Source organism: Rhizobium sp. CAU 1783 (assembly GCF_054551725.1).
In genome coordinates this window covers 127137-149666 of sequence record NZ_JBTOLM010000006.1, presented here as the reverse complement: position 1 = coordinate 149666, position 22530 = coordinate 127137, and the positions used below count along the sequence as shown (strand labels likewise).

The following is a 22530-nucleotide window of genomic DNA, read 5'->3' as shown; positions in this document are numbered from 1 at the left end:
GTTCAAATCCTGCCCCCGCAACCAACGAAACTTGTAAGTTCTCCCATTCCCGAAACTTCTGCAAAAGCTCCTCAGCATAACCCGCGAGGAGCTTTTTGCGTTTGGCAGCCATGTCGATGCTCGACTGACCTGATGACCTGAGACCCTGACCTTCCTCCAGTTTTGAGAGAGTCTTGGGTTTTTGACCTGGCCTCATGCGGCATGTTCTTCCATTGCCATTTTCATTGTGAATGGACTGCCCTTAGCATCGCAGACATGCCCGGCCTGTCCTTGGGCTGCTCCTAGCCCGAGCGCGGGTAACACGCAGTGTAGGAGTATCCAGTAACCGTAGATGATCCGAGCTCTGGAGGCATCTCAAGACGCCTCCAGAGCTCAGAGACACACCGGCAAACCTCGAGACAAGCGGTCCTGCTTAAGCTCAGCCGACGGCTTCCTGATCGACTGCCGTGAGCGCGGTATAGATTTCCGGGCGGCGGTGGAGCCGGAAGTTGAAGATGTTCGCGCGGATCTCGGTGCAGCGATCGAGATCGCATTCGTGCACGACCAACTCGTCGCCGAGCGTGCTCGCCATGGCGACGATCTCGCCGGTCGGCGCGATGATGCAGCTCTGGCCGATGAGGTCGCAATTTTCCTCCCTGCCGGCCTTGGCGACTCCGACCACCCACATGCCGTTCTGATAGGCGCCCGCCTGCATGCAGAGATGGTTGTGGAAGCACTGGAGATGGTCATGCTCCGGCGCAAGCGGGTAGTGGACCGGGGTGTTGTAGCCGATCAGCGCCATCTCGGCGCCGCGCAACGCCAGCTCGCGATAAGTCTCCGGCCAGCGCCGGTCGTTGCAGATCGCCTGGCCAATCTTGCCGTCGAAAACGTCAGCCGCGGAGAAAGGCTCGATTCCCGGCTCGAAATAGCGCTTTTCCAGGTGCTGGAACGCCCGCCAGGGCTCGTTTTCCTTGTGACCCGGAAGATGGATCTTGCGGTATCGGTGCACGATCTCGCCGGTCTTGTTGACGATGATTGAGGTATTGTAGTGCCGGACGCGGCCGTGTTCTTCCGCCAGTTCCGCATAGCCGAAGGAAAATCCGATGCCGAGCGCCTTTGCCTTGGCGAAGAGCGGGCCGACGGCGTCATTGGGCATCGAGCGTTCAAAGAAGGAATCGACCTCCGCCTGGTCTTCCATGAACCAGCGCGGAAAGAAGGTGGTCAGCGCCAGTTCCGGATAGACGACCAGATCGCATCCGCGGGCGGCGGCCTTTTCGAGGAGTGCGATCATGCGGGCGACGACACTTTCGCGGCTCTCCGAGCGGGCGATCGGCCCGAGCTGGGCCGCGCCGGTGACAACTGTTCTGGCCATCAGGCGTCTTCTCCATTTGTCGGCAGGGCTTGTTTCAGGGTGAGCTGAAGCAGCACATTCGCCCCGTTGGCGAGATCTGCCGGTGCTGTGTATTCGGTGATGTTGTGGCTGATGCCGTTGACGCTCGGCACGAAGATCATGGCAGCCGGTGCGATCCGGGCGAGCATTTGCGCGTCATGGCCGGCACCCGAAAAGAGCCGGCGGGTGGAAAGGCCGATTGCCTTCGCCGTGTCATCCACCTGTTCAATAAGCGTGGGAGCAAAATCAACCGGCTGAAAGCGCGCAAGAGTGCGACGCTCGATCGTGACCATTTCCTCACCGGCGACCTGTTCGATCAGTGCCGCAAGCTTTGCTTCCGCTGCCTGAAGCAAGGTTTCGTCGGGATTGCGCAGGTCGATTGTCATCACGGCCTTTTCGGCGACGACGTTGACGAGGTTGGGCGTTAGGGTGATCGCGCCGACGGTGCCGACCTGGTCTTCGCCCATGGCTCGAACGAAGGCGCCGACCCCTGCCGCGATGCGAGCGGCAGCAAGGCCGGCATCGCGACGCAGGCGGATCGGTGTCGTTCCGGCATGGGCAGAGCGGCCGCGGATTGTCAGTTCGGTCCAGGAGATGCCTTGAACGCCCAGCACCGTGCCGACGGCGATCGCCTCGTCCTCAAGGACCGGACCCTGCTCGATATGCAGTTCGAAATAGGCAGCGATCTCCTCCGGGCCCTGATCAGTGCCGGCATAGCCGATCGCCTGGAGCTCGTCGCCCAGCCTCTTGCCATCGATCGAGATGATATCGAGAGCTTCCGCGAGCGGCAGCCCCCCGACGAAGACGAGGCTGCCCAGCATGTCGGGAGCGAAGCGCGCGCCTTCCTCATTGGTGAATGCGGCGACGACGACCGGCAGATCGGTCTCGATGTTCCCGCCGTTCAGCGTGGCGATGACTTCCAGTCCAGCCAGAACGCCGAGTGCCCCGTCATAAAGGCCGCCGGTTGCGACGGTGTCGATGTGTGAGCCGAGCATGACGGCGGGGCCTTCGCGGCGGCCCTCACGGGTGCCGAAGATATTGCCGATCGGATCGATCGCCACGTCGAGTCCGAGCGCCTTCATTTCAGCGACCAGATGGTCGCGCCCGAGCTTTTCCGAAAGGGTCAGGGCAAGCCGGCAGACACCGCCGCCTTCCAGCGCGCCGATCTTGCCGAGACGTTCGACACGGGAGGTGAGGCGCGCTGAATCGATGCGGAGATCGCGGAGGATCATTCTCCTGCCTCCACCGCCCTGCCGCTCCTGCCGACGATAGACTGATAAAGCTCCGGATCCGTGTCGCCCTCGCTACCGAAGAAGAGCACCACCGAATTCGTGTCCAGTCCGAGTGCTTTGCGCCAATCGGGTTTTGCCGAAGCAACGAGATAGCCGGCAAGGCCGGCCACGCCGCTTTCTCCGCCGACGAGCCGCGTGCCGGCCTCACCGGAGGCAAGCAGGCGCATGGTTTCCGCCACCGCATCGTCCGGGATTGCCATGAAGGCGCTGGCGCCGCCTTCGAGGATTGGCCAGGCGATAATCGAGGGTTCGCCGCAGGCAAGACCCGCCATGATCGTTTCGAGATCGCCGCCGATGGCTGTCGGCTTGCCCGCTGCGGCGCTCTCCAAAAGGCATGCCGCCGTTTCAGGTTCGACTATCGTGACAACCGGGGCATCTGCCCCGAGCGCTTCCCAGAAATGGGCGGTGACAGCCGCGGCAAGACCGCCGACGCCGCCCTGTATGAAGATGTGCGTTGGGCGGAGGCCACCAAGCTGGTGTTCCGCTTCGTCGGCCATAACGCTGTAGCCCTGCATGACGTTGCGTGGCACGTCGGTATAGCCGGGATAGGAGGTGTCGGAGACGACGTGCCAGCCGTTCTCAGCCGCCATGCGGGCGGCCTCGCGAACGCTGTCGTCATAATTGCCGGCGGTGCGGATGACCTTTGCCCCGTAGGAGGCGATCGCCTGTTCCCGGGCTTCGGAAACGGTGGCGTGAATGAAGATCACGGCCTGGCAGCCGAACATGCGGGCGCCCCAAGCGACGGAGCGTCCATGATTGCCATCCGTTGCGCAGGTGACCGTCACTTTCGAAACGATGCCCGAATGACGTCCGTCGAGGATGTCCTGCGGTGCCGGCTTCGTGCCGGTCTCTTTCTCGATCAGGGCGGACAGCAGCCGGTAGACGGCATAGGCGCCGCCGAGAGCCTTGAACGAGCCGAGGCCGAAGCGACCGGCTTCCTGCTTGTAGAAGATGCGGGCAACGCCGGTTGTTGCAGCCAGCGCATCGAGGCTCACGAGAGGCGTCTCGGCATAACCGCGCCAGGCGGAGATGGTTGACAGAGCCTCCTTACCGGCGTCGCGCGACAGGATCGGCTTGAAGGCCTCGGGATAGGGGCTCTTTTGTGCGGGATTCCCCGCCACGAAACGGGCTTTGACAGAAGCGAATTGGGAGACCATCGTTGGGAGATTCCAAAACCGGGAAAACTGTGCGAAAGGATACCCGGCGATTGCAGTCAGTCAACACGGAATGAAAAAGATTTTTCGTTGAGGTTGATTTTTGAAAATGGAGCCGGGGATGAACGAGCAGGAAGACAGCCGTCCGATCGATGTCAGGATCATGGGAATCTATGACGAACTGACGGCGAGCGAGCGGCGCCTGGCTGCCGTCGTCATGGAGGCACAAACCAATCTCGCGAGCTTCACAGCAGGCGAATTGGCGGCGAAGGCAGACATTTCGAATGCGACCGCAGCCCGCTTCTTCAAGCGCCTCGGCTATGCCAGCTACAATGATGCGCGCATGCATGCCCGGCAGGCGGAGGACTGGGGGTCGCCGCTTTACGAACTGACGGGCACGGGCAGGAAGCGCCTCGCTCCCGGCGATTTCGGGCTGCATATTGCCCAGGATTTGCAGAATCTCACGCGGACGGCCGAGATGCTGAGCGAGGCAGATCTGGACCACGCGGTCCGGATCATTGCCGGGGCGTCGCGGGTCTTCGTCGTCGGCTTCCGCAATTCCATGGCCCTTGCAAACTATGCGCGTGGCCTGCTGACCAATGTCAGGGCGGATGTGCATCTCTTGCCCCTCGCAGGCGTTTCTATGGGCGAGGAGCTGGCCGGTATCGGTGAACGGGATGCCTTCCTTGTGCTCGGCTTCCGCCGCCGCCCCGCACTTCTGCGGGAGATCATGGCCGTTGTGAAGGAATCCGGTTCTCCCTCGGTGCTGATTGCCGACATGACGGCAGCGCGCACCGCGCAGCTCGCAACCGTCACGCTGCGCTGCCACAACCGCGGCCACTCCATGTTCGATAGCTATGCGGCGCCGATGAGCGTCATCAACTATGTCTGTTCCTCGGTCAGTCAGCAGCTCGGCGATTCGGCGGTCGAGCGGCTGGCCGAGATCGAGCACCTTCATGAGCGTCTTGATCAATTGGCAGGTCCCGTGCAGAACAAAAAAATGCCCAAGGATTAGTCATTTGATGAAAAATGAAACGTGATTTTCATATTGCATAATCTTTGAAAATGTTTTTTTATTTTGCTCGGGCCGGCCAAGAATGACCGGCTACCTGTTTAACGGTCTCTCAGAGGGGACCCCATAAGGACCGAGCCCATGGATTTTCGCATCAACCGTCGTGGACTTCTGAAAACTGCCGCTGGCGCTGCAGCGTTTGGCGCACTGCAGCCCTTCAATCGGGCATTCGCAGCCACCGATATCGTCTGGATGACCTGGGAGAACCTTGCCAAGGATGATTACCTTGCCGCCTTCCTGAAGGATGGCGACGTGTCGATCACCAAGAACTTCATCGGCACCGATGATGAGCAGTTCGCCAAGCTGCGCGCTGGTGGCGCTTCCTCTGTCGACCTCATCACGCCCGGCCTCGACAAGGTCGAATACTACGTCGCCTCCGAGCTCCTGCAGCCGATCGATTTTGCCAAGGTGCCGAACGCCTCCCTGCTCTACGACACCTTCAAGAAGACGGATCTCGGCAAGAAAGACGGCAAGACTTACGGCATTCCTTTCTACTGGGGTATCAATCCGATCGTCTACCGCGCCGATCTCATGGATGCAGAACCCGACTGGTCCGTCTTCTTCGAAGGCGACAAGTATGCCGGCAAGCTTGCCATGCGCGACTATGCGCTGGAAGGCATCATGATCGCGGCTCTCTACCTCGGCATTCCGAAGGATAAGATGTTCGATCTCGATGACAAGGAATTGGCCGAGGTCAAGAAGGCGCTGATGGCGCAGAAGAAACTGCTGCGGACCTACTGGAACTCCATCGGTGATCTGACCAACCTCTTCGCATCCGGCGAAGTCGTCTGCGCCTTCTCCTGGGTCCCGCCCTATTACGACCTTTCGGCCCGCGGCCTGAAGATGGGTATGGCGAAGCCGAAAGCCGGCGTCATCGGCTGGTGCGATACCATTGCGGTTCCGGCTGCCGTCGAAGGCGAAAAACTCGACAAGGTGTTCAGCTTTGTCAACTATCTGCTCGGACCGGACTACGGCGAAAAGCTTGCATTCGGCGGCCCCTATGCACAGGGCACCTCCGCGGCGCTCGACAAGCTTCCGGATGACCAGAAGGAGAAGATCTTCGTCAAGGATCTCTCCATCATGGACAACTTCGTCTGGAAGAAGAACCCGGCCCGTTATAACGACTGGGTTGCCCTCTGGAACGAAGTGAAGGCCAGCTGATCATGGATGCCGCAGACCGGTTAGAGGACGAGACGGAAGGGCGAGAGCAGCGCTCCCTTCTGCGCGGCATCGCCGTGCACAAGGAATATGGCGGTGTCCATGCCGTCCGCGGAGTGGACTTCCGCATCGCTCCGAACAGCTACGTGACCCTTCTCGGCCCGTCCGGCTGCGGCAAGACTTCCCTTCTGAGGATGATCGGTGGCTTCGAGGAGATCTCCTCGGGGATCATCGAGCTGGACGGCCGGTCGCTGGCGGGCACTCCCTCCAGCCGGCGACCGGTCAACACGGTCTTCCAGAACTATGCGCTCTTTCCGCATCTCTCCGTCGAGGAGAATGTCGGCTTCGGTCTCGCCTATCGCAGCCTTTCGAAGCCGGAGATCGCAGCAAAGGTCGAGCAGGCACTGTCCATGGTTCAGATGACGTCCATGGCGAAGCGGCGCCCGCGCCAGCTTTCCGGCGGCCAGCAGCAGCGCGTCGCGCTTGCCCGCGCCATCATCAACGAACCACGGCTTCTGCTGCTCGATGAGCCGCTGTCGGCGCTCGACCGGCGAATGCGCAAGGACATGCAGATCGAATTGAAGGATCTGCAACGCCGGCTCGGCATGACCTTCTTGCACGTCACCCACGACCAGGAAGAGGCCTTTGCCCTTTCTGACGAGATCATCGTCATGAACAACGGCCGGATCGAGCAGCAGAGCACGCCGGCCGAAATCTATCGACGGCCGGCGAGCGCCTATGTGGCGGATTTCATCGGTGGCGCCAATCTCGTGCCCGGCAAGATCCACAGCGTCTCCGATGGCGCCGCCGCGATCGAAACGCCACTGGGCATGTTCGGTAGCCCGAGCGTCGGCGGACTGCGCCCGGGCGCTCCGGCGGTCCTCTGCCTGCGGCCGGAACTCCTGCGGCTGGGGGGCGCTGACGGGTTCGAGGCGACGGTCACGCACGTCGTCTTCCGGGGGGCTGAATGGCTGGTGGAATCCCGAGCCCTCGGCGATCTCACCCTCTCCCTCGTTGTCCATGAGGCGGAACCGCCCACGGTGGGCAGCATCGTCCGGCTTTCATTCGATCCGGCGCGCGCCTGGATCGCCGCGGCAGACGGGACCTGAGCCCATGGAGACCTCCCGTACCGGTTTCTGGCTTTCGTTTCCGGTCTATGCCGCGGTCGCGGCCCTTTGCATCGCGCCACTGCTGATCCTGCTCGGCTACTCCTTCTTTCAGGTGAGTTTCGTCGCGATTCTCAAGGAACCCACGCTCAAGAACTATGTCCGGATCGCCGGATCCGATACCTATCGCTGGCTGATCATGAAAGCGTTCGGCTCCGGTCTCGGCATTGCGGCGATCACCGCCATCATAGGCTATCCCGTCGCGTGGTTCATCGCCAAGCGGGTGAAGGTGATGAAATCCGCCATGCTGACGCTGCTGCTGGTGCCGCTTTATACGGGTGATCTCGTGCGGATCTTCGCCTGGCGCATGCTGCTCGGCGCGGAAGGCGTACTCAATACCTTCCTGATGTGGACCGGCGTGATCCGGGAACCGATCGGGGCGCTGCTCTTCTCGTCGCTCGCCACCCATATCGTGCTCACCTACAATTACCTGCCCTTTATGGTCCTCGGCCTGTGGCTTGCCTTCGAGGCCCTCGACGACCGGCTGCTGGAGGCCGCGTCCGATCTCGGCGCCGGTACCTTCTCCACCTTCCGTCGCGTGACACTGCCGCTCACCGTGCCCGGTCTCGTTGCCGGCAGCATGATGGTCTTCGTCATGGTCGCCGGGGATTATCTTACGCCACAGCTCGTCGGCGGCGCCTCCGGTGTCACCATCATCAGCGCCATCAACGACCTGTTCGGCACGGCCTTCGACTGGCCGCTCGGCTCGGCGATCGCTTGGACCATGCTGGCCATCCTTATGCTTCTCTTCGCGGCGGCGGCAGTGACAGTCAGCCGCTCGACGCTCGGCAAGGCGCTGGCAGGAGGCGAGGCATGACGGCACGGCGTCTTCCTCTGCTGTGGGTCTGGCTGGTTTATGGCTTCATGTACCTGCCGATCGCGATTATCGCGCTGTTCTCCTTCAACGCGTCGGAGATCATCGCCTTCCCGCTCCAGGGCTTCACCTTGCATTGGTTCGGCCAGGTGCTGTCTGACGCACGCCTGACCGGCGGCCTCGGTCTCTCCTTTCTCGTATCCGTGCCGGTGGCAGCCCTTTCGACGCTCTTCGGCGGCATGGCGGCCCTTGCCTTGACGCGCTATCGGCTGCGCCATCGCGGATTGCTGTTTGCCATCATTCTCCTGCCCTTTCTCATCCCGAAGGTCATTCTGGCCGTGGCACAACTCATCCTCCTGTCGGAGCTCGGGATCGGGCGCAGCCTGCTGACGATCATTGCAGGTCAGGCGATCATCATCCTGCCGTTCACCACGCTGGTCATCGCCTCGGTGCTGATGCGCATCGACAGGCGGCTGGAAGAGGCGGCCGCCGATCTCGGTGCCAGCGCCTGGAGCGCCTTCCGCCGGGTGACCTTGCCGCTGATGAAGAATGGCCTGCTCGCGGCGTGGTTCATCGCCTTCGTGCTGTCGTCTTCCGAATACGTGCTGACCTCGTTTCTCAGCGGTCGCAGCCAGCCGCTTTCGATCCTCGTCGCCTCGGATTTCCGTTTCAACATTTCGCCGGCATTGAACGCGCTGGCACTGATGATCGTGGTCGCCAATCTCGCGCTGATCGCCTGCGGCGAATTCATGCGGCTGCGATCGAAAGAGCAATAGAGGACCTGCAATGGCCGATTTCAACCTCCTTATCCGCGGTGGCACCTGTGTCACCGCTGCCGATACCTTTCGCGCCGACGTGGCGATCCGGGCGGGCCGGATCGTCGCAACCGGAGAAGATCTCGGAAGCGCCGACAAGGTGATCGATGCATCTGGCCTGCTGGTCATGCCGGGCGGCATCGACAGCCATGTGCATCTCGCCCAGCATGCGGCGCCGGGCACGCCGCAGATGGCGGACGGTTTCGAGACTGGCACGCGTTCGGCAATCGCCGGCGGCACGACGACGGTGCTGTCCTTTGCGGTGCAGCCGCGTGGCGCCGGGCTTCGCGAGAGTGTCAAGGCCTATCACGAGAAGGCCGAGGGTCAGTCGTTCTGCGACTACGGCTTCCATCTCATCATCACGGATCCCACCCCGAACGTGCTCGGCCAGGAGCTGCCGGCGCTGGTGGGCGACGGCTACACTTCGTTCAAGGTCTTCATGACCTATGACGACATGGTGCTGAACGACCGGCAGCTTCTTGACGTTTTCGACTGTGCCCGCGGCTGCGGCGCGCTTGTGATGGTCCATTGCGAGGGCTATGACGCCATCCGTTACATGACGGAACGGCTGGAGCGCGCCGGCAAGACCGCTCCTTATTACCACGGAGAGTCGCGGCCGCAGGTGGTCGAGCGCGAAGCGGCGCACCGGGCGATCAGCCATGCCGAGCTGGTCGATGTGCCGATCATGATTGTCCATGTTTCCGGCCGGGAGGCGATGGAGCAGATCCGCTGGGCACAGCAGAAAGGCCTGAAGGTTTATGGCGAGACCTGCACCCAATACATCGCGCTGACCGCCGAGGACATGAAGGGCTTCAACATGGACGAGACGGGCGGCAAATATGTCTGCTCACCGCCGCCCCGCGATCGTGCAAGCTGGGATGCCATCTGGGAAGGCATCCGCGGTGGCGTGTTCCAGACATTTTCCTCCGATCATTGCCCCTTCTTCTGGGAGGGAACGGAGGGCAAGCAGAATCCCAAGGCGAAGACCTCGTTTCGCTGGGTGCCGAACGGCATTCCCGGCGTCGAGAATCGCATGGCGGTCTTTTTCTCGAAGGGAGTGAGCGAAGGCCGCATTTCGCTCAACGAATTCGTGGCGCTTACCTCGACCAACCACGCGAAAATGTACGGCCTCTATCCGCGCAAGGGTTCCATTGCTCCCGGCTTCGACGCCGATATCGTGCTGTGGGACGCGAATCGTGAGGAAACGATCAGCCAGTCGCTGATGCATCACGCCGCGGACTACACGCCTTATGAGGGGCTGCGAGTGAAGGGATGGCCGGTGATGACGCTGCTGGGGGGCAAGGTCGTGTGCGAGGAGGGCCGCATTCTCGGCAAGCCCGGCGATGGCCGCTTCTTGGCTCGCGCGCTCTCGCCTTATGCGGCGGCCTGACCGCGAGCGCCAATCCTCCGACTTCTCCGACGACGGCTTCCCGCAGCCTTTCTAGTCGTGCGCCCATGGAACGAGCACGCGCTCGAGAGCCCGGGCGGCGAACTCCAGCAGGATGGCGATCAGGGCAATCACGCCGATTCCCGCAATAACCACATCGGTGACCAGGAACTGGGCCGCAGACTGGATCATGAAGCCGAGCCCGCGTGTCGCGGCGATCAGTTCCGCCGCCACCAGCGTCGACCAACCGGTGCCGAGGGCGATCCGTATGCCGGTGAGGATCGACGGCAGGCTGGAAGGCAATATCACGTGCACCAGCAACTGGAACGGTGTGCCACCGAAGGAGCGCGCGGCGTTGATATGGTCCTTCGAAACCGCGCGAACGCCTGCGGCGGTGGACAGGATGATCGCGGGCAGCATGGAAAGGGCGATGACAGTGATCTTCGAGGCTTCGCCGATGCCGACCCAGATGATGATCAGCGGCAGGTAGGCAAGTGGCGGAAGCGGCCTGAGGAATTCGACGATCGGATCGAGAATGCCACGGCCGATGCGGCTGGTGCCGATGGCAAGCCCTGCCGGCACGCCGACAAGGATCGAGGCGAGCAGACCGCCGAGGATGCGGCCGAGGCTCGCAATTACGTGCTCGGCAAGGGTGGCGTCCACGAAGCCGACGGTCATCAGGCTCCATGCCGACTGGGCAACCAGCACCGGCGACGGGAGGAAGACGGGTGAGACCAGTTGCAGATGCGCCGACAAGGCCCATATCGCGACGATGATGACGACGGTGAGACCCGAATAGACGGAGATGGGAACGACGAGCCCGCGGCGCGGCGTTGGCGGCGATGTATTCTCGGCGAATTCGGCAGGGATTTCGCTTGCGAGGGTCATGCTGCGGCCTCCGTTTCTTCGGAAATCGAGTGGATCAGTCCCGTCAGGCCGTCATGCATGCGCTTGTAGAGCGGCGATGCCTTGACCTGGGCGAGGGAGGCGCCGCCCAGCAGTTCGGCGGCAAAGCCGGTCTGTATGTCCGCCGCCAGCCTGCCGGGATTGGAGGAAAGCACGACGACGCGCGAGGCGAGCAACAGGGCCTCGTCGATGCTGTGGGTGATCAGCAATGCGCCGGCCCGGCTCTTCGACCAGACGTCGAGCAGGAAGCCCTGCATCCTGGTTCGGGTCATCGCATCGAGCGCGCCGAGCGGTTCGTCGAGCAGGAGAAAAAGAGGGTCGGAGGCGAGCGCGCGGGCGATCCCTACGCGTTGACGCATGCCGCCCGACAGTTCCGATATGCGGCGTCGGCCGGCGTCCGTCAGTCCCACGACATCCAGCAGTTCCTGCGCCCGAGTATGGCGCGCCGCCTCGGGCACGCCGCGAAGCTTGAGCGGAAACGCGATGTTGTCGCGAGCGTCGAGCCAAGGATAGAGCGCATCGTCCTGGAAGACCACGGCGCGATCGGCACCAGGTCCGGAGACCGTGGTGCCGTCGACGGCAATGCGCCCGCCGGAGGGCTGGAGAAATCCGGCTGCCAGATTGAGAAGGCTCGTCTTGCCGGAGCCCGAACGTCCGATGACGACCACGAATTCACCGGTCTCGATCGAAAGATTGATCTGGTCGAGAACCAGCGGCGTCTGGCCCTCGGGTGCGCCCTTGCGCGCCGGGTAGCGCAGCGAGACGTCATGAAAGGACAATGTCGTCATGGTTAGCTCTCCTCCCGAGGCTGCGAATGGAAGTGACCCGGCCCATGTCTGCCGGGTCACTGGCGATCGGTTTGCGCTGGTCAGAACGCGAGCTTGGTCGCGTCAACCACCCAGCGGGGCGAAACATAGGGCGCGTAGTCGTCCAGGACCGCGGGGATCTTTCCCTGCTCCTTGAGGAAGGCCGAGGTTTCCGCGACCGCCTTTACGGTACCGCCACCGAGGAGATCCGCCTTGGCCTGCTCCTCGAGCGTCGGGAAGATGTAACCCTTCAGGAGAGCGGGAACTTCGTCCTGCTTGGCGCCCGTCAGGCGTGCAATCTTCTCGGCCTCGGGGGAGGTGGCGTTCCAGGCGTCCGGATTGGCGCGATAGGCAGCGGTTGCGTCTCCGGTGACGCGAACGAAGGCAGCGACGATGTCCGGATGGGCGGCCGCAAACGCCTTGCTGACGATCCATGCGTCGAAGGTTGGGCCGCCCCAGTCCGCGACGTCGGCCGATGTCGCGAGCACCGTGCCGGACTTCTTGATCTCGGCCAGGACCGGATCCCAGACATAGGCGCCATCGATGTCGCCGCGCGACCAGGCGGCGGCAATCTCCGGCGGGCGCAAATTGAGGATCTCGACCGATTTCGGATCGATATTCCAGTGCTTCAACGCAGTCAGCAGGCTGTAGTGCGCGGTCGAGACGAAGGGCGTCGCGATCTTCTTTCCGGCCAGGTCTTCCGGCTTGGCAATGTCGCGGACGGCAAGCGCTTCCGCCTCGCTGATAAGGCCGACGAGCGCGATCGTTTCGATCGGCAGGCCGCGGCTGGCGGCAGCGGCGAGTGGCGACGATCCGACATAACCGATGTCGAGCGAACCGGAGGCGATGGCTGCAATGACGTCAGCGCCGCCATCGAACTTCTGCCAGTTGATCTTGGCTCCGGTCACTTTCTCGTAGGTGCCGTCCGCCTGGGGAACGCGCGATGGCTCGACGATCGGCTGATATCCGATGTTCAAGGTAACGTCCGCCGCCGAAGCTGACGCTCCGTACACGACCGTGAAAAGGGCGGTCGCGGCAAAAAGGCCGGCCAGGTCTCTGCGTGTCAGTGCCATGATGTTTTCCTCTCCTAGATTGGTCGTCGGCATAGTGACCGGCGATTGGGAGTATGATGATGTAATCGATCAAATTAGTAGAGATAATTCCAACTCATTTTTCCTGGCAGCTGGTCACGATATTCCCCGTCTGATGGGTTTGAAGGAAGTTCGATCCGCACCCGAAGGATCGGCGACCGCGGCCCGAAATGGGAAAACAATCTCTAAGCAATCTTAATCTATAGAAATAGATGCTTTTTCCGAAGCCTTCAGTTTGGATAGTCTCCTCCCGCCATCGTGCGGTTGCGGGTAACCGCATCCAACCATTGTCTGCCCAGGAGAAATCTTAATGCCATCCTTCGTCCGCCTTCCCGTTGTTGCGATCATAGGTGGCGGCTTTAGCGGGGCGGCAATCGCCCTGCATCTGGCAAGAGCCGCCCGCGCGGGGCAGGAGGCGCGCATCATCGTCTTCGAACCGCGGGCGAAACTTGGCAAGGGGCTCGCCTACGATACCGATGAGCCGACCAACCGGGTCAACGTGCCGGCATCGAAGATGAGCCTGTTTCCGGATGAACCCGACAGCTTTTCTCAATGGATCGAGGAAACGAACGCCCTGGCTGATGACGACGAAGCGTCTGCCCGCGACGGTCAACCCTTCCCGCGTCGTCATGTCTTCGGCGATTATGTTCACGCGAAGATAGCACCCCTGCTGTCGAACGGGACGGTCGAGCATCGCCAGGCAAGGGTAACCAGACTGACGCGTTCGAACGGCCGTTGGCGTGTCAGCGCCGACGACGGATCAGACATCGAGGCGGATCTCGTCGTTCTGGCGACCAGCCATCCGGAGACCGCCCCCCCGCGTGTGCTCTCTCCCCTTGTGGGCGATCCCCGCTACATCACCGATCCGACGGCGGCCGGGGCCCTCGATGCGATCGGCAAGGACGACCGCATCCTGATCGTCGGCAACGGACTGACTTCGGCCGATGTCGTGGCGGCCCTCACGGTGCGCGGCCATGTCGGGCCTATCATGTCCATTTCGCGCCGCGGTCTGCGGTCGCGCGGCCATCCGGCAATCGTCGGCGACCCCTATGGCGACTTCGTTTCGCAACCGGCGCGGTCCGCATCGCAACTCCTGTCGCGTATCCGCAAGACACTGCGCGAGGCCGGGGATCAGGGCCTCGGTTGGCACGTGGTTCTGGACGCGGTTCGTGGCCAGGGTCAGGAGATCTGGCGAACGCTCCCCCTGTCAGAACGCCGCCGGCTGGTGCGTCACGTGCGTCCCTATTGGGATGCGCACCGATTCCGCATTGCGCCGCAGGTCGAGAATGTACTGGACCACGCTGTTCGAACGGGGCGCCTGGAGATCCTGGCCGCCTCGATCGCCTGCGCATCGAAGAGGGATGAAGCCTTGACTATTGTTGTGAGGCTCAGGGGAAGCCGTGTCTACCGCGAGCTGACGGTGGATGCAGTCGTCGTGACCACGGGTCCGGCGCATGGAAGCATCCTCGAGTCGCAACCCTTCCTCGCCGAGCTTGGGCAGCGAGGCTATCTGTCCCTGTGCCCGAGCGGGCTCGGGCTTCGCTGTGACGATCGGTCCCGTGCCTTCGGTGCGGACGGTCACGTGGCGCCCGGCCTGTTCATCGGCGGGCCGTTGGCGCGCGGCACCTTCGGCGAGCTTATGGGCCTGCCCCAGGTCACGGACCACGCCGTCTTCGTAGCGGATCAGTTGCGCACTTCCCTGGCCGAAATCGCGATCGAACCCGAGGCCCGTCGTTAAGTCCCGGGCTCCTTCCCGTAGGACGGTATCGATCGGTCAGTGGGTCGAAAAACAGAAGGGCCGGATGTAAGCGTACATCCGGCCCTTCTGCTTGCTGCTTGAAGCCTTGTCAGGCAGCTTCGATCGCTTGGGAGAGATCGGAGATGATGTCATCGGCATGTTCGATGCCGATGGAAAGACGGACATAACCCGGCGTTACCCCCGTCGCGAGCTGGTCGTCGGCAGAGAGCTGGGAATGCGTTGTCGTCGAAGGATGGATGGCCAGCGAGCGGGCATCGCCGATGTTGGCGAGGTGATAGAAGAGCTGTAGCGCATCGATGAAGCGGCGTCCGGCCTCGCGTCCCCCCTTGAGCTCGAAGCCGATAAGCGCTCCATAGGAGCCAGACTTCAGGTACTTCGCCGCACGTTCGCCGGCGATTCCCGTCTGGAACTTCGGAAAGATCACGTTCGAGACCTTCGGATGTGATTTCAGGAAGTCTGCGACCTTGACCGCGTTCTCGTTGTGCTGGCGCAGGCGCAACGGGAGCGTCTCGAGCCCCTGGATCAGCTGGAATGCGTTCTGCGGACTGATTGCTGCGCCGATGTCACGCAGCAAGACTGCCCTCGCGCGGAGAATATAGGGGAAGAAGCCGATCGCATCGGCCTTTTCAATCCAGGTCTTGCCCTGGTAGCTGGGATCCGGTTCGTTGAGGTTCGGTTGCCGGTTGGCGAGATCGGCCCAGGGGAAGTTCCCCCCGTCGATGATTGCCCCGCCGATCGATGTCCCGTGGCCGCCGATGTATTTCGTCGCCGAATAGACCACCACCGCGGCCCCATGCTCGAGTGGGCGAATGATGAGCGGTGCCGCCGTGTTGTCGACGATCAGTGGAATACCGAAGCGGCGGCCAATGGCGGCGACCTCGGCGATGGGGAAGACCTCGAGCTTCGGGTTGGGTAGAGACTCGGCGTAGTAGGCGCGGGTGCGATCGTCCGTCGCGCGCGCAAAAGCTTCCGGATCGGCCGCATCGACGAAGCGGGTCTCGATGCCGAAGCTCTTGAGTGTTGCCGCGAACAGCGCCCAGGTGCCACCATAGAGGCCGGCTGCGCTGACGATGTTGTCGCCGGCGCGGGCCACGTTGAGGATGGCAAAGGCCGATGCCGCCTGGCCGGAGGAAACGGCGAGGGCGGCCGCGCCGCCTTCGATTTCCGCCAGTCGTTGCTCGAAGGCATCCTGGGTTGGGTTGGAGACGCGACTGTAGAGATGGCCTGGGGCCTCGAGCGCGAACAGCTTGTCGGCGCCTTCGGTGCCTGGCAGCTGGTAGGACGTGGTCTGGTAGATCGGTACCGCGACGGCCCCGGTTGTCGGATCGAAGCGGAAGTTGCCGCCATGGAGCGCCAGCGTCTCCGGATGGAGGCTCCTGAAGGTCGGCGCGCCCGGCGAGACCTGCGGAGCTGCCGATTGCAGGATGGTTTCGGTCGACTGCTGAATTGTCATGGTTCTACCTCCGTTGAGCTTGGCTGATGGATTGCACGGGCATTGGCCCGAAAGGTCAGGATGACGAGAGCCGTGGCGAGAAGGGCGGCGCCGGCCCACAGGGCCTCCGGCGCGTACCAGCGGATGCCGAAGAGATGGTTGTTGGTGCAGAGCGCCTGGGCGAGATTGCAGAGGTCGGATGTACCGGCGAGGCATGTTGCCGCCTGCGCATGCGTGATGTAGCCGTTCTCGACGACGGTGCCGAAGATGAGCCACCACCAGCCGACGGCGAGTGCCGTGAGAATGGCGCCGAGGATGGCGAGCAGGACCGGGAGCCGCGGATCAGACGTCATGGGCGACCCCGAGCTGTCCGAGCAATGTCTGGCGCAGATTCACGAGATCGGCATCGTCGCGCCGGCGCGGATGTGGTTTCTCGACCGGCACCTCGGCGACGATGCGGGCGGGTCGGTCGGAAAATACGATGACGCGATCGGCGAGCAGCAGCGCTTCCTCGACGTCGTGGGTGACGAGGAGTGCGGTGAAGCCGACGTCCTTCCACAATTGCAGCAGTTCGTTCTGCATCGACAGCCGGGTGAGGGAGTCGAGCTTGCCGAACGGTTCGTCGAGCAGCAGCAGCTTCGGTTCATTGACCAGCGCCCGGGCGATGGCCACGCGTTGCGCCATGCCGCCCGAGAGCTGATGCGGATAGGCATCGGCAAAGGCTTCCAACCGCACCAGTTTCAGGATTTCGTCGATCCGGTGCCCCTGTTCCTTGAGCACGCCCCGGGCATCCAGCCCCGTCGCGATATTCTTGCGGACGGTGAGCCATGGGAACAGCGTGGCCTCCTGGAACACCAGGATACGATCCGGATCCGGCCTGTCGATCGGTTCGCCGTCTTCGCGCAACGTTCCTTCAAGCGGCGTCTCCAGCCCTGCCGCCAGGCGCAGGAGGGTCGACTTGCCGCAACCGGACGGGCCGAGAAGCGCGACGAACTCGCCCGGCTTCACCGTCATCGAGACACTGTCTAGGACCGGAAGTAGCCGGTCGCCGAGGTCGTAGGCGTGTGTGACGCGATCAATGTCGAGGGTGACATTGCGAATCTGGGGCGAGGTGGATTGAAAGGCAAGCGCCATCAGAGGATCCCCTTCTGCCAGCCAAGCAGACGATCGCGGGCGACGAAAAGCAGGCGGACGAGGCCGGCGCAGATCAGTGCCGTGACGATCAGGGCTGCGTAGACATTGGCATAGGCCGAATAGGCCGTGTTGAACTGCAGGTACCATCCAAGGCCGAACTTGGCGCCGAGCATCTCTGCGACGACCAGAACGGCAAAGGAATAGTAGAGCCCCATGAACAGGCCGACGAAGACATTGGGCAGCGAGGCCGGGATCGCGACCTTGAAGATCAGGTAGCGGTTGGAGGCCCCGAGCGTGCGGGCCACGTCGTAATAGGCGCGGTTCACCTGTCCGACGCCCGCGGCGGTCAGGATCGCGACGGGAATCCCGGAGGCCAGCGCGACGAGAAAAATCGAGGCGTGAAAGGTGCTCGGGAAGATGAAGAAGGTGCAGGGGATCCAGGCGCTGGCCGGGACCGGCCCGATCAGTTTCAAAAGTGGCATGCCCCAATAGGCGAAGCGCTTGGACCAGCCGAGCGCGACACCGGCGGCAAAGCCGACGACGATGCCGGAGAAGAAGCCGAGACCCCAGAGACGCGCGGTGTAGGCGACGCAGACGAGCAGGCGTTCCCAGTCCGTGACATAGACATGCAGCAACCCCTGCGGCGGGGAGAAAAACGGCTTCGGCAACCAGCCGAGCTTGGCCGTGACGAGTTCCCAGAGCGCCAACCAGACGCCGAGCGCGATGAACCACGGACCATAGTGGACCAGCGTCTGTGCGGACCGGCCGAACAGCGGCACCACAAGCGAAAGGACGAGGAAGGATGCGGCCACGATGCCCGTGACGACGGCGAAGAGTTCGGTCGCGCCCCAGCCGATGACATCCGGCAGCAGGGCGGTCACGGCGCTCGTTGCGGCCCAGGCTGCAGCCGCGAGCAGGCCGTCGCGCCACAGGAGGGTTCTCCGGGGCGTATCCGCCCCGGAGAGAAGTTGGACTTCGCTTCGAATGACCTCGCTCATGGCCGGCTCACGCGAAGATGTCGATGGTGATGCGATTGGCGATCTCCTCGGGATCGGTCGAGGCATCGGCAACGCCGGTCAGCTTCAGATCCTCGTAGCCGATCTTGACCTCCTTCAGCAGTTCCTTGCCGAACCAGTGGTCGTGATAGGTGAACGAGGCGAGAACTTCCGTCAGATCCTCAAGCGGCAGGCCGGGTTTCAGCGTATCGAAGTACCACTTCGCCACTTCGTCCGGATGCTGGGCGGTATACTGGTGGATCTCGAGATTGGCGGCCGCGACCCGCTTGATCGCATCCTTGTTGGCTTCGTAATAGTCGCCGTTGACGCCGAGAACGCAGCAGACGCGGTCCTGGAAGGCGCCGGTCTGGGTGTCGGCGATCTTCACGAAGCCGTGCTGTTTCTCGTAGGAATAGGCCCAGGGGTCCATGTGAGCGACGGCATCGGCTTCTCCCTTCAGGACGCCTTCGGCGACGAGGTCGAAGGGGAAGACCTTCCAGGTGACATCCGTTTCCGGATTGAGGCCCGCTTTGGCCAGCGCGGCGGAGAAGGCGACGCGGGACGGTGACATGACGTCGAAGGTGCCAATCGTCTTGCCCTTGAGGTCCGTCAACGTCGTGATGCCCGAATCCGGTTTGACGAGGACCCGCTGGCAGCCGCCATGGGAGCCGGCGAAGAGCTTGACGTCGAAGCCCTGCTCGATCGGCTTCAGCCAGTCGTAGAGCAGGCCCGGTCCGGCTTCCGCCTTGCGGGTGGCAAGCGCCTGGATCAGCGTCTGGCCGCTGGCTCCCTGGTAGAACAGCTCGACCTCGAGGCCGTGCTTGGCGTAGATGCCCTTGGCGAGACCGAAACCGACAGGCGAGTGGCAGGCGGCGACCTCGGTCCATTCGAGCTTGATGGGAATGAGATTGCCGGCAATGGCATAGGAGCCGGTTCGGCCTGCCAGCGCGCCGAAACCGGCTGCTGCGCCGGCAATACCGGCGGTCTTCAGGAGGGTGCGGCGCGAGAAGGTGCTCGCGGCCGGTTTCTTGGAAGTGTCGATGGTCATCGGTTATCCCCGTTGCTGTATGCGGGGACAGGATAAATATAAAATATATATTTGATAGATTTTATAGACTAATGAAAAACTCCTTGGAGGATTTTTCTTCTCGGCAGCCATCGCCTTGTGGCAGGCCGGTATCGGCCCCGGATGCTGGGTTCCGGGGCCGCCGGGGGATCAGTAGGCCGACGCCACGGCCTCACCTGCAAGTTGCTCCGGCGTGAGCAGGTCCGCATGGTGGGCGCGGGCGACGTCCGGATGCGAGCGCAGGCGGCTCTTCAGATGATTCTGGCCCACTTCACGGAATATCGGGTTGAGCGGATCGACGGTCACGCCGCGCTCGTCCCGCTTCAGTTCCTGCGGCAGGTCTATGACCGGAATAGTGGCGTCGTAGCGCGAACCGAGGAAGAACGCGACCGAGAAGCGTTCGACACCGGCCGGCGGGGCGACGACATCGTGCACGTCGGCCCGGACGAAGCCGTTGGTCGCCAGTTCCAGCAGCTCGCCGGTATTGATGACGAATGTGCCCGGGACCGGCGGGGCATCGAGCCAGACGCCGTCTTCGGTCTGGACGCGGAGCCCTGGAACGGTGTCCTGCAGGAGGACGGTCACGAAGCCGCCATCCTTGTGGGCGCCGACGCCCTGGTCGGTCTCAGCCACTTCGCGGCCGGGATAGCGGATGATCTTCAGGAGCTGCGAGGGCTGCGGCTCGTAGATCTGGGCGAAGGCATCTTCCGGCTGGCCGAGGGCGACCGCGATCGCCTTCAGCACATCGATCCCGACGCGGGTCACCTCTGCCTGATAGGCAAGAAGCAGCGGCTTCAGGTCCGGAAGCGCGGCAGGCCACTGGTTCGGCCCCAGAAGGCGCTTCCAGGCCGGCGTATCCGGCCCGATCTCAACGGCTTCGCCTTCGGTGTTGATGTCGAGCTGTTCGCGCCAGTCCTGCTGGCCGCGGGTGCGCTCGTAGCCGGCTCGGTTGTAACCGCGGAAATGCGGCGACTTGACCATCTCGATTTCCAACTTCTCCTCCAGCGGCAGGGCGAAGAAGCGCTTCGACGTCGCAATCACGTCGGCGATCAGCTTCGGATCGACGCCGTGGCCGGTGAGATAGAAGAAGCCGTGATCGTGAAGGGTCTTCCGCAGATCGGCAATGAAGCGTTCCCGTTCGGCAGTGCCGGCGTGGAAACGAGAGATGTCGATGAGTGGGAGATGGACGGGCAGGGTGTGGATGGTCATTTCAGTTCTCCTGGTTGCATGTCCCCCGGACGCCGCGCGCAGGAGGATGGTAAGGTGCGACCTCCGCAACGCGTCGAAACGCAGGCAGGATCGCGTGAGGGTTTGCCGGGTCCATGAGCGCTACCGCTCATCGGTGGGCGGCGGTGTCACGCTCGTGCCGGCTGCCGAAAGCGCTCATCTGGTGCGGATCGAACGCTATAATATATAAAATAGATAGACAAAGTATGTTTGTGTCGCCCGTTCGACTACAAGGGAAATGGTTTTGCCCTGGAACCCGCATCGACATCCGTCCCCCCCGTCCTTTTGGGCCGCGGGGTGGACTCAGGGGTTTTCATCAAATGGCGCTTCTACAGAAAAACCTTTCTCCAATTAATCCATAAAAAATATAGAATAACTGTTATTGTCTGCCTGCTCTGCGATGCTGCACCCCTGTTGGAACCGGGCTGACGCATACAGGAGCCTTTCGATGAGCAAGACCATTCACTTCAACGCCTTCGACATGAACTGCGTTGGCCATCAGTCGCCGGGGCTTTGGGCCCATCCGAGGGACCGCTCGTGGAAATACAAGGACCTCGATTACTGGCAGGATCTCGCCCGTACGCTGGAGAGCGGCATCTTCGACGGCATCTTCATCGCCGATGTGATCGGCTATTATAACGTCTACAAGGGCAACAACTATCACGCCATCCACCAGGCGGCACAGATCCCGGTCAACGATCCGCTGCAGCTTGCGGCGCCGATCGCCCTCGCCACAGAACACCTCGGCATCGGCATCACCGCCTCGACGTCCTTCGAGCATCCCTACACCTTTGCCCGCCGTCTCGCGACGGCCGACCACCACACCAAGGGTCGTGTCGGCTGGAACATCGTGACCTCCTACCTGGAGAGCGGCGCGAAGAATGTCGGCCAGGCCGGATTGCAGCGCCACGACAACCGCTACGATATCGCCAACGAGTATCTCGAGGTGATCTACAAGCTGCTGGAAGGCTCCTGGGAAGACGGCGCCGTCGTGCGCGACCGTGAGAACCGCGTCTTCACGCTGCCGGAAAAGGTTCACGAGATCGGCCACCGGGGCAAGTATTTCGACGTTCCCGGCTATGCGTTGACCGAACCGTCGCCGCAGCGCACGCCGGTTCTTTATCAGGCCGGCGCCTCCGGGGCTGGCAAGAAGTTCGCGGCAGAACACGCCGAATGCGTCTTCGTCGCCGCGCAGACCAAGACCATCCTGCGCAAGTACGTCAATGACGTCCGTGAGCGGGCCGTTGCCGCGGGTCGCTCGCCGGACAGTCTCAGGATCTATAACCTCCTGACGGTCATCGTCGACGAAACGGACGAAAAGGCCAAGGCCAAGTTCCGGGACTACCTGGACTACGTTTCCTATGACGGCTCGCTGGTCTTCATGTCCGGCTGGACCGGCATCGATTTCTCGCAATACCGCCCGGACGATCTGGTCCGCAAGGTCGAGACGAACGCGATCCATTCGGCGGTGGAAAGCCTTTCGGAAGGTGACCCGAACAAGCGCTGGACGATCCGCGAGCTTGCCGAATGGGGTGGTGTCGGCGGCATGGGTCCGGTCGTCGTCGGTTCTCCCGCGACCGTTGCCGACGAGCTGCAGCAATGGGTCGAGGAAACCGGTGTCGACGGCTTCAATCTCGCCTATGCGGTAACCCCGGAAACCTTCGAGAACATCGTCGGCTATCTTGTTCCCGAACTGCAGAAACGCGGCGTTTATCCGAAGGAGTATCGTCCGGGCACCCTGCGCGAAAAGCTCTTCGGTCGCGGCGCCCGGCTTGAGGCCCCGCATCCGGGTGCCCGGTATCGCGACATCGAGGCGATCAAGCGCGCCGAAGCGCTGCGTCCGACCGGAAGCTGATTTTTTCTTTCCCCTTTTCTCAATGAGGACAT

At 62.6% G+C, this 22530-nt stretch carries 20 protein-coding genes; 8 read left to right on the top strand and 12 right to left on the bottom strand.

The features are described from left to right. Positions 1–418 precede the first annotated feature (418 nt). From ACX93L_RS20505 to ACX93L_RS20495, 3 genes are read right to left on the bottom strand one after another with little or no spacing between them, the layout of a single operon-like run. Positions 419–1351, bottom strand: a complete 933-nt coding sequence (locus ACX93L_RS20505) for an N-carbamoyl-D-amino-acid hydrolase (RefSeq protein ID WP_459406562.1) — start codon at positions 1349–1351, stop codon at positions 419–421. After that, positions 1351–2601: a Zn-dependent hydrolase gene (locus ACX93L_RS20500; RefSeq protein WP_459406561.1), complete on the bottom strand. Its 1251-nt coding sequence runs from the start codon at positions 2599–2601 to the stop codon at positions 1351–1353. The genes ACX93L_RS20505 and ACX93L_RS20500 overlap by 1 nt, the downstream gene beginning before the upstream one ends. Beyond that, complete coding sequence (locus tag ACX93L_RS20495) at positions 2598–3782, bottom strand: diaminopropionate ammonia-lyase (RefSeq protein ID WP_459406560.1); 1185 nt, start codon at positions 3780–3782, stop codon at positions 2598–2600. Before ACX93L_RS20495 ends, ACX93L_RS20500 begins: the two co-directional genes overlap by 4 nt. Positions 3783–3936: 154 nt before the next feature. On the opposite strand from ACX93L_RS20495, the gene ACX93L_RS20490 reads away from it, so the two are divergent. The 6 genes from ACX93L_RS20490 (at position 3937) to hydA (ending at position 10230) form a co-directional block, all read left to right on the top strand. Next, positions 3937–4830: a MurR/RpiR family transcriptional regulator gene (locus ACX93L_RS20490; protein WP_459406559.1), complete on the top strand. Its 894-nt coding sequence runs from the start codon at positions 3937–3939 to the stop codon at positions 4828–4830. A 138-nt stretch (positions 4831–4968) separates the two neighbouring features. Continuing rightward, the gene (locus tag ACX93L_RS20485) at positions 4969–6048 is read left to right on the top strand and encodes an extracellular solute-binding protein (RefSeq protein WP_459406558.1); all 1080 of its coding nucleotides are present in this window, start codon (positions 4969–4971) and stop codon (positions 6046–6048) included. A 2-nt stretch (positions 6049–6050) separates the two neighbouring features. After that, the gene (locus ACX93L_RS20480; protein WP_459406557.1) at positions 6051–7154 is read left to right on the top strand and encodes an ABC transporter ATP-binding protein; all 1104 of its coding nucleotides are present in this window, start codon (positions 6051–6053) and stop codon (positions 7152–7154) included. A gap of 4 nt (positions 7155–7158) precedes the next feature. Next, positions 7159–8028: an ABC transporter permease gene (locus ACX93L_RS20475; RefSeq protein ID WP_459406556.1), complete on the top strand. Its 870-nt coding sequence runs from the start codon at positions 7159–7161 to the stop codon at positions 8026–8028. After that, positions 8025–8801 carry an ABC transporter permease gene (locus ACX93L_RS20470; RefSeq protein WP_459406555.1) on the top strand — a complete coding sequence of 259 codons (777 nt, stop codon included), beginning with the start codon at positions 8025–8027 and terminating at the stop codon, positions 8799–8801. The genes ACX93L_RS20475 and ACX93L_RS20470 overlap by 4 nt, the downstream gene beginning before the upstream one ends. A gap of 10 nt (positions 8802–8811) precedes the next feature. Then, a complete protein-coding gene (gene hydA, locus ACX93L_RS20465; protein WP_459406554.1) occupies positions 8812–10230 on the top strand; it encodes a dihydropyrimidinase in 1419 nt (472 codons plus the stop codon). 51 nt (positions 10231–10281) lie between these two features. Here hydA and ACX93L_RS20460 read toward each other — a convergent pair whose 3' ends face one another. The 3 genes from ACX93L_RS20460 to tauA form a co-directional block, all read right to left on the bottom strand. After that, entirely contained in the window at positions 10282–11115 is an 834-nt protein-coding gene (locus ACX93L_RS20460; RefSeq protein WP_459406553.1) for an ABC transporter permease subunit, read from the bottom strand. Beyond that, positions 11112–11921, bottom strand: coding sequence for a taurine ABC transporter ATP-binding protein (locus tag ACX93L_RS20455; RefSeq protein ID WP_459406552.1), 810 nt, complete (start codon positions 11919–11921; stop codon positions 11112–11114). The genes ACX93L_RS20460 and ACX93L_RS20455 overlap by 4 nt, the downstream gene beginning before the upstream one ends. An 80-nt stretch (positions 11922–12001) precedes the next feature. Beyond that, the gene (gene tauA / locus ACX93L_RS20450; RefSeq protein WP_459406551.1) at positions 12002–13012 is read right to left on the bottom strand and encodes a taurine ABC transporter substrate-binding protein; all 1011 of its coding nucleotides are present in this window, start codon (positions 13010–13012) and stop codon (positions 12002–12004) included. 328 nt (positions 13013–13340) lie between these two features. Between tauA and ACX93L_RS20445 the strand changes: the two genes are divergently transcribed. Further along, positions 13341–14768, top strand: a complete 1428-nt coding sequence (locus ACX93L_RS20445) for an FAD/NAD(P)-binding protein (protein WP_459406550.1) — start codon at positions 13341–13343, stop codon at positions 14766–14768. Positions 14769–14877: 109 nt separating this feature from the next. Here the strand turns inward: ACX93L_RS20445 and ACX93L_RS20440 are convergent, their stop codons facing one another. The 6 genes from ACX93L_RS20440 to ACX93L_RS20415 form a co-directional block, all read right to left on the bottom strand. Then, positions 14878–16242, bottom strand: a complete 1365-nt coding sequence (locus ACX93L_RS20440; RefSeq protein ID WP_459406549.1) for an O-acetylhomoserine aminocarboxypropyltransferase/cysteine synthase family protein — start codon at positions 16240–16242, stop codon at positions 14878–14880. After that, positions 16239–16574: a hypothetical protein gene (locus tag ACX93L_RS20435; protein ID WP_459406548.1), complete on the bottom strand. Its 336-nt coding sequence runs from the start codon at positions 16572–16574 to the stop codon at positions 16239–16241. Before ACX93L_RS20435 ends, ACX93L_RS20440 begins: the two co-directional genes overlap by 4 nt. Further along, positions 16564–17355 (bottom strand): ABC transporter ATP-binding protein, encoded by a 792-nt coding sequence (locus tag ACX93L_RS20430; RefSeq protein ID WP_459406547.1) that lies wholly within the window; start codon positions 17353–17355, stop codon positions 16564–16566. Before ACX93L_RS20430 ends, ACX93L_RS20435 begins: the two co-directional genes overlap by 11 nt. Further along, on the bottom strand, positions 17355–17900 hold the full coding sequence (locus ACX93L_RS20425; protein WP_459406567.1) for an ABC transporter permease: 546 nt from the start codon (positions 17898–17900) through the stop codon (positions 17355–17357). Before ACX93L_RS20425 ends, ACX93L_RS20430 begins: the two co-directional genes overlap by 1 nt. Before the next feature lie 460 nt (positions 17901–18360). Then, on the bottom strand, positions 18361–19398 hold the full coding sequence (locus tag ACX93L_RS20420; protein WP_459406546.1) for an ABC transporter substrate-binding protein: 1038 nt from the start codon (positions 19396–19398) through the stop codon (positions 18361–18363). Positions 19399–19566: 168 nt separating this feature from the next. Next, on the bottom strand, positions 19567–20625 hold the full coding sequence (locus ACX93L_RS20415) for an isopenicillin N synthase family dioxygenase (protein WP_459406545.1): 1059 nt from the start codon (positions 20623–20625) through the stop codon (positions 19567–19569). A 466-nt stretch (positions 20626–21091) separates the two neighbouring features. On the opposite strand from ACX93L_RS20415, the gene ACX93L_RS20410 reads away from it, so the two are divergent. After that, entirely contained in the window at positions 21092–22498 is a 1407-nt protein-coding gene (locus tag ACX93L_RS20410) for an LLM class flavin-dependent oxidoreductase (protein WP_459406544.1), read from the top strand. The last annotated feature ends 32 nt before the right edge of the window (positions 22499–22530 follow it).